Below are 11,446 nucleotides of genomic sequence, written 5' to 3' on the forward strand. Positions count from 1 at the left end.
CTCAACCGGGCTTTTTCGTCAAAAACGCTATTTTTGCGCGGGTCACTGGAAACAGCAGCCCTACCGATTTCATTTTCAGGCGAATGCAAGTTAACACCAAAAAAGTACTCAAAATTACCGGCTGGGTTCTGCTGGGGCTACTGGCGGTTGGCGCGGTAGGAGGCGCTGTGGCCTTTTCAAAACGGGAAGCCCTGCTCCAGACCGTGCTCGAACGCGGAATCAAAAAAGCCAAACGCGATTATAAACTGGATGTGACGGTCGGCTCCTCCCGGTTCACCGGACTCTCCACCGTGGCGTTTACTGACATCGCCGTCGTGCCCGAAGAACGGGACAGTCTGCTGCGCATCGACAGCGTGGAAGTCGGCGTCAGTCTCTGGCCGCTGCTGGTCGGCAAGGTGGCCGTTTCGTCCCTCAACCTTCAGAATGGCCTCGTCAACGTGGTGCGCCGCGACAGCCTGACCAACATCGATTTTCTGCTGAAACGAAAGAAGGATTCGACCCAGACCGAAGAAAAACGCCGCACGGACCTTTCAGTACTGGCGGATAATCTGGTCGACAACGTGCTGTCGAAGATTCCCGACGACATGAACGTGCAGAATCTGGAGTTTCGGCTGACCGACGGCAACCGCCGCCAGAGCTTTCTGACGCAGACGGCGGTTATCGACGACGAAAATCTTTCGTCCACCATCCTCGTCAACGGAACGGAAGCGACCTGGCACCTCGCCGGACAGGTGGACGGAAGCGACCGGGAAGCGGCCGTGAAACTGTACGCCGACGGCAAACCGCTCGAAATTCCGTATTTGCAGGAACGCTTCGACCTCAAACTTCAGGCCGACACCCTGGGAGCCGAGCTGCGCGAAGCCGAGCGGTCCGGCGGGGAGTTTCACCTCGAAGGCGTCGGGTCGGTCCGCAACCTGCGCATCAACCACCCGGCGGTGGCGCTCAACGACGTGGTGGTGCCGCAGGCGTCGATGGATGCCCGGGTTTTTGTGGGCGAAAATTACGTCGGCATCGACAGTTCGTCCGTCGTGCGGGTAGGCCGGGCCGAAGCGCGGCCGTTTGTGAAGTACACCCTTTCGCCGAACAAAATCTACGAGGTGGCGCTGCACACGGACCCGCAGGAAGCCCAGGCCATGTTCGACGCCTTCCCGCAGGGCCTCTTCGAGTCGCTGGATGGCATCCGGGTTTCGGGCAAACTTAAGTATGACCTGCGCCTGCACCTCGACAGTTCGCTGCCGGATTCGGTGAAGTTCGACGCCACGATGACGCCCTACGACTTCAAAATCCTGCAGTTCGGCAAGGTCAATCTGGCCAAGATGAACCAGCCGTTCGAGCATGAGGTCTACGAAAAAGGCAAGCTGGTCCGGAAGTTCATCGTACCGCTGACGGAAGGGCCGGAAAACCCGGATTTCGTTTCTTTCAACAACATTTCGCCCAACATCCGCAATGCCGTCCTGACGGCCGAAGACTATAATTTCTTCACCCACAAAGGGTTCAACGAAAAGGCCTTCCGGGTGTCGATTGCGACCAATTACAAGGAAAAGAAATTCAAGCGGGGAGCCAGTACCATTTCGATGCAGCTGGTCAAGAACGTTTTTCTGAACCGGAACAAGACGCTTTCGCGCAAATTTGAGGAAATCCTGATCGTCTGGCTTATTGAAAACCAGCGGATTGTCAGCAAACAGCGGATGTACGAGGTCTACCTGAACATCATCGAATGGGGCCGCGATATCTACGGCATCGGCGAGGCATCGCGGTATTATTTCGCCAAGCACCCGTCGCAGCTCGACATTGGCGAAAGTATTTTTCTGGCCTATGTGGTGCCTTCGCCGAAACGGGCGCTGAACCACTTCAATCCCGACGGTTCGGTCAAGACGTATCTGCGCGGCTATTTCAGGCTGATCGGCAAAATCATGGCCCGCCGCGGCCTGACCCCGGCGGATTCGAGCGCCTACGGCTTTTACGGGGTGCGGGTGCGCGAAGGGCTGCGTTACGAAATCGCCCCGGCCGACAGCCTCTACCTCGACAGCCTGGAGTTTGAACCGGATATGGAAATGGATTCCAACGGCGAAGGCAACGACCTGAACGATGTTTTCCGCCGCCTTTTCGGCCGCGACCGCAACGAAGAAGTGAGCACTCCGAACGAGGAGTCGGGCAGCGGCGCTCAGGTGCAGCCTGCCGATACGGTCAAGTCGCGGCGGCAGCTCCGGCAGGAACGCCGGGAACGCAAGCGGCGGGAACGCAACCGGCAGGACGCTCCCCCGGAGTCGGGCGAAGTGATTGACATTGAATAATTGAATAGTGAATTGGTGAATAGCGAATTGGCGAATAGGCTCCGCAGATTCAGGTTTTTTGACCTGGCGGAGCCTATTCGCCAATTCGCTATTTACTGATTTGCGGTTGAATCAACCTGATATTTATCATCCATTCTGCCTTCCGGTTTTGCGTTAACTTGCGCGGGTTGTAACCACGACGGACTTCCCGTCCAAACCTGATTGCGCATGCATGCAGCCGTACACCGTTTCCATATCCCGGTGATGGGATTGGCCTTTACCATCGACACCCCCATCAAAGTGGCCCGCTTCGGCATCAATTCGGTGCTTTCCATCGTGGAAGACCGACTGATTGAGTCGATGCGGCAATACTATTACCAGCAGATCAATGAGCCGTACGTGCCCATTACCCCCAAAGAAGAAGACTACCGCGCCAAACGCGTTACGGACTACCTGAATCTGGTCAACCGGACGGTGCAGATGCAGGTGGACAAGCTGAAAAGCGCGGCTTTCGAGGCGGGTTCGGACCTGGTCAAGTACTTCGAGATGCTGCCCGACGACAGTTCCCTCAAACAGCTGTACCGCAAGATGCAGGAAGCCGTGGATGCCTACGAACGGGATCAACTGGCGGCTTACCTGAAATTGCAGATTGAGCCGGGAAGCATCGACGTCAACATCATGACGAAGGTGGACAAGGCCAACCTCGACAAGGCCGGTTCTCCCCTCCCCGACAGCTCAGACGCGGTTGCTTCCCTGCGGGGGTATGCCAAAAGCGACCTGACCAACTCCTCTCTCATTTTCTCGGCCGGGCTGAATCCCCGCCTGTACAATTACCTCGAAAAATGCCCCGAATTTGAGGCCAAAGGCTGGGGCGTTTTCGACAAAAAAGTAGTCATCAAGGTCAGCGATTACCGTTCGGCGCTGATTCAGGGGAAGTATCTGGCGAAAAAAGGCATCTGGGTGAGTGAGTTCCGCATTGAATCGGGCCTGAACTGCGGAGGCCACGCCTTTGCTACCGACGGCTACCTGATGGGGCCGATTCTGGAAGAATTCAAAGCGAAGAAAGACGAGCTGACCGAAACGCTGGCGGGGCTGTACAACCAGACGCTGCTGGCCAAGAACAAGCCCGTTTATGACCAGCCGCACCCCATTGCGCTGACCGTTCAGGGCGGCATCGGCACCCACGAGGAGGCCGCTTTTCTGCACCGGCACTACGGCGTCGTCAGTACGGGCTGGGGAACGCCTTTTCTGCTGGTTCCCGAAGCTACGACCGTAGACGATCATACGCTGGAAAAACTCCGGAATGCCGACTCCTCGCAGGTGGTGCTGAGCAAAGCTTCCCCGCTGGGTGTGCGGTTTTATTACCTGAAAGGGACCACCTCGGACGGAGAGCGGCAGACCCGCATCCGGCACCATAAACCGGGCAGCCCGTGTACGGAAAAGCACCTGGTCACGAACACGGAGTTTACGAAAGAGCCGATCTGTACGGCTTCCCAGCAGTACCAGAAGCTGAAAATCGAGCAGATCAACGCGCTGGATATGCCCGAAGACGAGCGGCAGAAGCAGTTGGCGGCCGTCTACGAAAAAGAATGTCTGTGCATCGGCCTCAGCAACGCGGCTCCCAACCTCTACAACGTTCCGTTCCTCAACAAGCTGAACGCCGTCACGATCTGCCCAAGTCCAAACATTGCCTACTTCTCAAAAGTGGTGTCGCTGAAAGAAATGACCGATCACATCTACGGCCGTACCAACCTGATTACCGACCCGAACCGGCCGCATGTGTTCATCAACGAACTCTGGCAATACGTCCGCTACCTGGCCGAGCAACGGGCCGAACTCGACCCGAACGACGCAAAGCGGGCGAACTACCTGCGGGAGTTTTCCGAAAACCTGCTTTCCGGCATTCAGTACTACGAAAACCTCGTCACAACACACTGGACGGACGCGGCGGAAAAAGCAACGATGCTTGCTGAACTTAGCGAAGCGGAAAAGGCGATTCAAACGAATAACTGAATGACTGAGTGATTGAATGACTGAATGACTGATTGGGCTTCGCAGTTTTGGCATTTGCGAAGCCCAATCAGTCATTCAGTCATTCAGTCATTCAATCACTCAGTCATTCCCCTCCAGCAGGTCCGGCCGCCTGGCTCTGGTCCGTTCCAGTGCCTGCTCGAAGCGCCATTCGCTGATTTTTGCTTCGTGTCCCGAAAGCAGGATATCGGGGATTTTGTGTCCTTCAAAATCGGCCGGGCGCGTGTAGACCGGCGGCGAGAGCAGTCCGTCCTGAAACGAGTCCGTCAGGGCCGAGGTTTCGTCGGAAATGACACCCGGAATAAGCCGGATGACGGCGTCGGCCACCACGGCCGCGGGCAGTTCGCCGCCCGTCAGAACGAAGTCGCCGATGCTGATTTCTTTGGTGATGAACAGTTCGCGAACACGCTCATCCACGCCTTTGTAATGCCCGCAGAGAATCAGCAGGTTTTGCGCCATCGACAGGCGGTTGGCGGTCCGCTGCTCGAAGCGTTCGCCGTCGGGCGTCATGTAGATGATTTCGTCGTAGGGCCGCTCGGCCTGTAGCGCACGGATGCAGCGGGCAATCGGCTCCACCTGCATCACCATACCTGCTCCGCCGCCAAACATGTAATCGTCTACCCGCCGGTGCTTATCGGTCGTGTAGTCGCGCAGGTCGTGGACGACCACTTCCACCTGCCCGCTCTGCTGCGCCCGCTGCACGATGGAATGCGCAAAGAAGCTTTCGAGCAGTTTGGGCAGGCAGGTAATGATATCAATCCTCATCGGGAAAACGGGTTTCGTCCGACTCGTCCGCGTCCTCTTCGTCGCCGTGGGGCTGGTCGGGTTTATCGGCGTCTTCGTCCATGTACACATCCAGCAGACCTTCCGGCAGGGCCACGTTCAGCACCTTTTCGGTCCGGTCGACCGTCTTGACGATGCTGCTGTTGGACGGAATGAGCACTTCGCGGCCCTGATATTCCATCGCGATCAGGTCCTGCACCGCCATCGCGTACACGGCCTTGACCGTACCCAGCTCGCCCGCCTGTTCGTCGCGCACCCGGAAGCCGATGATTTCGTGAAAATAAAAAGCCGATTCATCGAGCGGGTCCAGATTTTCGAGCGGCAGATACAGGTCGCAGTTGACCAGCTTCTGGGCGGCCTCAATTGTTTCCACGTCCTCCAGAGCGACAATCGCCCGGTCGCGGTTAATGGAAATCGACTCGATGAAATACGGCACCAGTTCGCCCCGCACCTCGATCAGCACCGATTCCAGTTCTTCATATTCGCGCGGCGCATCGACATCCAGGAAAAACACCAGTTCCCCCTGCACGCCATGCGTCTTGGTTATCTTACCGAGTTGGTAACAGTTGTCTTTTGTCACAGCTGTGGTTGAATTTTGAATGACTGAATGACTGAATGACTGAATGACTGGGTAGGTTTTCAGCATTTCACCCAAGGTAGCCAATCAGTCATTCAGTCATTCAATCATTCAGCATTATAAAAAAACTGACGGGATGCCATTCCGAAAACCGGAACAGACCCCGTCAGCGATTTTGTACGGACGAGCCGGAATATTTTATTCAGCGGCCGTTTCGCCTTCAGCAGCCGGTGCCTCTTCAGCGGCGGCTTCTGTTGCCGGAGCTTCTTCCGGGACAGCGTTTTTCTTCGCGATGGCTTCAGCACGGGCAGCACTTACTTTCTGCTCAGCTTCCAGGCGAGCCTGCTTGTCAGAGGCAGCCTTCTGGGCTTTCGTATCAGCAACACCGGTTTTGCGGTTTTCTTTTTCCTGCTTCCACGCGTCGAATTTGGCGTCTGCCTGCTCCTGCGAGATAGCTCCTTTGAGAACACCTACCTGCAGGTGTTTTTTCAGCATGACACCTTCGTGCGACAGGATCGAACGGGTCGTGTCCGTGGGCTGGGCACCTTTCAGCAGCCAGTCAACGGCACGGTCAGCCTTCAGGACTACCGTTGCGGGGTCAGTGTTCGGGTTGTACGAACCCACTTTTTCAATAAAGCGACCATCCCGTGGTGCTCTGGCATCGGCTATAACGATGTCGTACATAGCCAGTTTTTTGCGTCCGCGACGCGATAAACGGATTTTAACTGCCATTGTGTTAGTTACATTTCATGAAGGATCACGTCCTTCGGGTGGACCGCCGTAGCGGATAAACACGGGTGCAAAGGTACGGCTTTATTTTCTTTTCTCAGAAAATAGGGCCAAAAAAGTCGTCAGTCCCCGGCCTTCGGTTCTTCGGCCGCAGGAAAATTCGGCGAAGGGACTGAAGACCGGGGACTGACGAAGAATGAGCGAGTTGGCTTATCTCGGCTCGGCCGGGTCCGTCCGGAAGCCCGACTGGTAGCGCGGCGAACGCAGCATGTTCTGCGGAACGATCCGAATTTCCACGCGGCGGTTGCGCTGCAGGTTATCCCCCGACGTATTGGGAGCTACCGGGCGGTATTCGCCGTAATATTCTACCAGCACGCGGCTGGCGTCGGTCAGACCGGCGCGGGTCAGGAAGCGCTTGGCCGCTTCGACCCGGCGCTTCGACAACTGGACGTTGTAACCGTACGAAGCGCGGTAGTCGGCGTGACCAACGAGGATGATACCGCAGTTCGTTTTCACGTTCAGCAGTTCAATCACTTTCCGCAGCGTTTCCTGCGAAGCCGGGCGGATGGTCGCCTTGTCGGTATCAAATTCGATATTGCTGAACAGCGCCTCGCATTCCGGCGTCAGTTTCGAACGCAGCAGCGAGCTGATGATGCTGTCGAGGTTCATGGCGACACCGGCTCCGGAAACGACGCTGCCCGCCGGGGTAGACGGTTCCTTGTCGAACAGGTCGGCCACGCCGTCGTTGTCCGTATCGGTGTACAGACGCGGATCGACCGGCTTCGGCATGTTGGCCTTGGCAATCGAGTCGGCATCGTTCATCGTCGGGTTGTAGGGCGGCTTGATGAGGTCTTTCGGGTCGGTCCAGCGGAGGTGGTACCGGCCTTTGGTAAAGTCGTAGTTGCCGTCTTTGCCCACCCGCACCGCGTTGCGGCCGAGTTTATACGTCAGCGCCAGCCCCAGCGACGCGTATTTGTCCAGTTTGGAATCGCCGCGCCGGAACAGGAAAACGTTGGCCGGGTTGCTGTTGTAGTTGGGGTCCGTCGAGCCAACGGTCATGTCCAGCTTTTCGGTATTGACGTTGTTGAGGGTAAAGTCGAGTCCGAGGTCGAGGCGGGGCGTCAGTTCGTAGTGCAGCGCCGTTCCGAGCGGCACCACGATTTCGCGGGTAAAGCGGGAACCGTCGCCTTCCCAGCGGCCGGCTGTCAGGGAGCTGTAGTCAAACCGGTTGTTGCTGAAGCGGATGAGGTTGCCCGTCGTCAGGTCGTAGACCCGCGTATCGAACCACATCTGGCCGATTCCGGTGTATACGTCCCATTTCCAGCGCTTGAGCTTCCGCGTGCCAAACAGGAGTGACTTCAGGTTCATTTGGGCGGTCAGGGAGCCCTGAAAGAAGTCGGAGCGGAAATTCGCGTTATAAATCTGGCGTTTCCCGTCGCGCAGCTGGCCGGTCGAGAGGTTGACCGAGGCGCCGAACAGGTGGGTCAGTTGTTTGTTAACCGAAAGTCCAATGGCGGCAGTCTGTTTTCCGCCCGGCCCCAGTTCCGGCACGGCCCGGTAGACGCCCTGGCTCAGGTCGCCCACAAATCGGGTCAGCATGGGGGTTACGGTCACAGACCAGGTGTTCATCTTGTACTCTCCTTCATACGACCGGTTCTGGGCGTGTCCCGGGGCCAGCGTAAGTGCGGAGAGCGACAGGGATGCAAGAAGGGAAATTTTCTTCATGGAAAACTCAGGTTTAATTCAACAGCCTAAAACAAATAACCGTGTGTGGCCCGGTTACGGAGGCCTTTTTGTTTGAACCAATAGCTTACAGTACTGGTGTGGTACAATAACTAGTAAACTACAATTTTGAATGAATAACTTATTTTGCGCTCAGGCAGCCTTCGGCGGGACAAATTTATAAGCCGGATTCTGTCGGCCCGGTTTCCCGGACCGGCCTATCATTTATCTCGACCAGCCGTCACCGACTGGCTCCATCGACCTACCCGCACCGGCATCACCCAGACCGAAGTCTGCGCTACAAGGACGAGCAGCCCCCGTCCGGTGCCTATTTGGTCTTTCAGCCCATAAGGTTTACCCTGCCCCGTCTGTCACCAGCCGGGCGGTGGGCTCTTACCCCACCTTTTCACCCTTACTGAATCAGTCGAAAGTTGTAAGTCGGTAAGTCGCAAGTAGCGCGGCTTCAACTCCGGCATTGCCACTTACGACCGCAGCGGCGGACCGCTTACGACTTACAGACTTGCGACTTTTCCAGCGGTATCTTCTCTGTGGCACTGGCTGTCGTTTGTTCGTCGCCAAACAAACGCCTTCCCGTTAGGAAGTATGGTGCTCTATGCTGTCCGGACTTTCCTCCTCCCGTTCGGGAAGCGATAAGCCAACTTACCCCACGTCCGGCTGCCTCAGCGCATGTGACGCAAATCTATGAATACTTGTCTTCTTTAAAAATTTGCCTTCCAAAAAGTGCCAAATTTTAAAACTTTGCTATTTCCTGACCCCATCCCGTCGCTTTGCCTCGGGTCATCAGAGCCCGTTGACCTCCACGTTCACCTTCCCACCGGCGTTGACCACGGCCAGCAGCGACTGGGCCGTCAGGTACACCTGCTCGGGCGTTACATGGTCGATTTTTCCGTTGAGTATAACCCCCTTCACGATTGGATTGTTCGTCAGTCGGGCCTGAAGCGCTTTGGTGGCCTCGTCGAGCTGGTCGCCAACGGGAATCGTCAGCTGTTTTTCCATCATGCGGGCAAAACTTCCCTGAAGCAGCCAGCTGGCCGTCCGGTACAGGACGTTGCGGGTGTCGAGGTCGTAGGTCAGGTCGCGGAGGGAGATGGTCCGCGTCTGCGGGTCGTAATACGGCACCCCGCGGAGGTAGATGTCGCCCTTGATGCTGCCCGTCAGCCCGGCTTTAATGATGAGGTTGTTGTTGTTCGGATACAGATCAATGTCCGTAATGGTAATCTGGTAAGCCCCGTCCCGGAAGTCGTAGGATTTGCCCACAAACTGCTCGGAGGCCAGCCGGGTGGCTTCGGTATACGGCACCTCACTCAGCAGCTGGATGCGGAAATCGTTGGGAACGGTGGTCGCCAGCGAAAGGTCGGGCAGGCTGGTGGCGGGCTTTACGTCGGGCTTCGGCCCCGTTTGGGTGAGTGTGTACCCTTCCAGCCCGATTGTGGAGTAGATCGTCCGGTTGCGCACCTCAAACGGTTTCATCAGGATGCGCCTCGGGACCACCAGCAGCCACGTCCGGTATTTCTCCGAAAGCAGGTAAGGCTGGCGCACCACGTTCCAGGCGTTCAGCACCGGCGTTTTCAGGTCAATTTTATCCCGAACCTGCTCGTCGAGTTTCCGGGTGATCGTCCCCAGGTTCTTGTCAATCTGCCGGGCCACCAGGCTCGTGACCGGAATTTCAAAGCCCGCGATTTTCAGCTTCGGCTTGTTGATCCAATTGTACCCTTCGGCGGTGGTGGTGGTGCTCACCCGCCAGTCGGTGCCGAGGGCAAAACGGGTCACAAAGTTCAGATCGAGGGCAAACTCCGTCTCCTGGTACTGCATGAAGCCCAGCACCTTCACCCCGGCCTTCGCCCAGATGCGCAGGGGCACCCGGAAGTGAAACAGACTGTCCGGCCCGTTCTCGTTCGGAACCGAAAGCAGGATGGGTTCCCGCTTCCAGACTTTGGTCATGAACTGGTCGTTGTCGTTATCCGTCAGGCTGTTATCCTCGTAAATCAACCCGTTGACCTGCTGGTTTATCTGCCGTTCGAGGTCGGCCAGGCCGATGGACACCGGTACGTGGACCGTGGACAAAAATTTTTCGCTTTGTATATCCATTTTCGTTACGGTAGTAACTTCTTTCGGGGCCTTCGGGTTGGTCGTCGAGGCAGTTTTTGAGGTACAGGCGGTGAGTAAAAAAAGGCCGTATTGCAGCGTCAGGCGGAAGAAAGTAACGCTGAACCGGGAAAGCATCGCGCCGCTGGCTTCTCCCAAACGCTGCTTTACGGGCCGAATCCGCACTTTACTTAAGTTTAACTTTCGTGGCTCCATAACCAAACCGCTCTTTCTGAGCATCCTGAAAAAAGGCAACGTTCGGGTGGCGGCCCAGGCGCTTGTGCAGTTCGTTGCGCAGCACGCCGTTGCCCACGCCGTGAATAAACGTGATCTCGTCCATGCCGCTGGCGATGGCGCTTTCCAGCGACGTTTCAAATGCCTTCAACTGGATTTCCAGCAGTTCGGCGGTTGGCCGCTTGCCGGGTCCCTGCGGCAGGAGTTTTTCGATGTGGAGGTCCACCACGGCCGACGGGCGCTCAACGACCACGGGCTTTTCGGGCTCGGCTTTGGGCTCCAGCATCTGCTGGCGAAGCTCGTCGGCCTGCACGGGGCGGTCGTTCTCTTCGTCCAGCTGGAATAAATGTCCGTTCTGGTTGAGCACCGGCACCAGCTTTTTGTGCTTGTAAAAAGACTGCGCCCGGGGTTTGAGCCGTTTCAGCAGCGGCGCGCGAAGGCTTGCCTGCCCCGACCGGAACCAGACCGCCTGCACGACGAACGTGGGCCACTGCTCAAACTTTTCGTTCATGTAAAGCTGGTTCAGCTTCAGGTGCGTCCGGGGTTTCAGAATACCGCTTTGCAGGCCCGTAAACCGGGTGCCCTGCTCCTCGCCGACCGTAAAAGGCAGTTCCCAGTCGGTATTGTTGACCAGATGCACGGCCATATCCCGGTCGTTCTGCGGCATAAAAGCCAGATAAAAACCCTTGTTGGCAACGATATCGGGCCGCGACGACGGCTTCGGGGGTTCGAGGGTTGATCCGCTGCTGAACCGCGCGGCTTCCAGCGGGGAAACCACTACCAGCTCCGACCGCATCACCGGAATCCGGAAGCCGTCCTCAATTTCCATCTCGACCTGGTTGCCCGGCAGAAACCGAGTAATAACGCCTTCTTCCCGGCCACGCAGCATGCGTACTTTATCTCCAATATTCATGATGTAAACTTATAAGCAATCCATTAATAAACGAAAAGAAGCCGTTCCGGTTACAGGCGGATCGGTCAGAAAACCTTT

At 56.8% G+C, this 11,446-nt stretch carries 8 protein-coding genes and 1 other RNA gene; 2 read left to right on the forward strand and 7 right to left on the reverse strand.

Going from position 1 to position 11,446, the window contains the following annotated elements:
• Positions 1 to 83: 83 nt before the first annotated feature.
• Positions 84 to 2,294, forward strand: a complete 2,211-nt coding sequence (locus ORG26_RS02455; RefSeq protein ID WP_266366936.1) for a transglycosylase domain-containing protein — start codon at positions 84 to 86, stop codon at positions 2,292 to 2,294.
• Positions 2,295 to 2,501: 207 nt separating this feature from the next.
• A complete protein-coding gene (locus ORG26_RS02460) occupies positions 2,502 to 4,286 on the forward strand; it encodes a hypothetical protein (protein ID WP_266366937.1) in 1,785 nt (594 codons plus the stop codon).
• 99 nt (positions 4,287 to 4,385) lie between these two features.
• On the opposite strand, the gene trmD is transcribed toward ORG26_RS02460, so the two are convergent.
• From trmD to ORG26_RS02495, 7 genes are all read right to left on the reverse strand, one after another.
• Positions 4,386 to 5,069, reverse strand: a complete 684-nt coding sequence (gene trmD / locus ORG26_RS02465) for a tRNA (guanosine(37)-N1)-methyltransferase TrmD (RefSeq protein WP_266366938.1) — start codon at positions 5,067 to 5,069, stop codon at positions 4,386 to 4,388.
• Positions 5,059 to 5,667, reverse strand: coding sequence for a ribosome maturation factor RimM (gene rimM / locus ORG26_RS02470; RefSeq protein WP_266366939.1), 609 nt, complete (start codon positions 5,665 to 5,667; stop codon positions 5,059 to 5,061). The genes trmD and rimM overlap by 11 nt, the downstream gene beginning before the upstream one ends.
• Positions 5,668 to 5,862: 195 nt before the next feature.
• Positions 5,863 to 6,396, reverse strand: coding sequence for a 30S ribosomal protein S16 (locus ORG26_RS02475; RefSeq protein ID WP_266366940.1), 534 nt, complete (start codon positions 6,394 to 6,396; stop codon positions 5,863 to 5,865).
• A 207-nt stretch (positions 6,397 to 6,603) separates the two neighbouring features.
• Entirely contained in the window at positions 6,604 to 8,118 is a 1,515-nt protein-coding gene (locus tag ORG26_RS02480) for an OmpA family protein (protein WP_266366941.1), read from the reverse strand.
• A gap of 162 nt (positions 8,119 to 8,280) precedes the next feature.
• Positions 8,281 to 8,782, reverse strand: an RNA gene (gene rnpB / locus ORG26_RS02485) — RNase P RNA component class A.
• 134 nt (positions 8,783 to 8,916) lie between these two features.
• On the reverse strand, positions 8,917 to 10,407 hold the full coding sequence (locus tag ORG26_RS02490; RefSeq protein WP_323134341.1) for a DUF4403 family protein: 1,491 nt from the start codon (positions 10,405 to 10,407) through the stop codon (positions 8,917 to 8,919).
• Position 10,408: 1 nt separating this feature from the next.
• Positions 10,409 to 11,368, reverse strand: a complete 960-nt coding sequence (locus ORG26_RS02495; RefSeq protein WP_266366942.1) for a DUF2027 domain-containing protein — start codon at positions 11,366 to 11,368, stop codon at positions 10,409 to 10,411.
• Positions 11,369 to 11,446: the final 78 nt, after the last annotated feature.

This window comes from Tellurirhabdus rosea (assembly GCF_026278345.1).
Classification (GTDB): Bacteria; Bacteroidota; Bacteroidia; order Cytophagales; family Spirosomataceae; genus Tellurirhabdus; species Tellurirhabdus rosea.

Coding starts and splice junctions, on each gene's coding strand:
- ORG26_RS02455 (WP_266366936.1), top strand. CDS start 84: ATGCAAGTTAACACCAAAAAAGTACTCAAAATTACCGGCTGGGTTCTG.
- ORG26_RS02460 (WP_266366937.1), top strand. CDS start 2,502: ATGCATGCAGCCGTACACCGTTTCCATATCCCGGTGATGGGATTGGCC.
- trmD (WP_266366938.1), bottom strand. CDS start 5,069: ATGAGGATTGATATCATTACCTGCCTGCCCAAACTGCTCGAAAGCTTC.
- ORG26_RS02475 (WP_266366940.1), bottom strand. CDS start 6,396: ATGGCAGTTAAAATCCGTTTATCGCGTCGCGGACGCAAAAAACTGGCT.
- ORG26_RS02480 (WP_266366941.1), bottom strand. CDS start 8,118: ATGAAGAAAATTTCCCTTCTTGCATCCCTGTCGCTCTCCGCACTTACG.
- ORG26_RS02495 (WP_266366942.1), bottom strand. CDS start 11,368: ATGAATATTGGAGATAAAGTACGCATGCTGCGTGGCCGGGAAGAAGGC.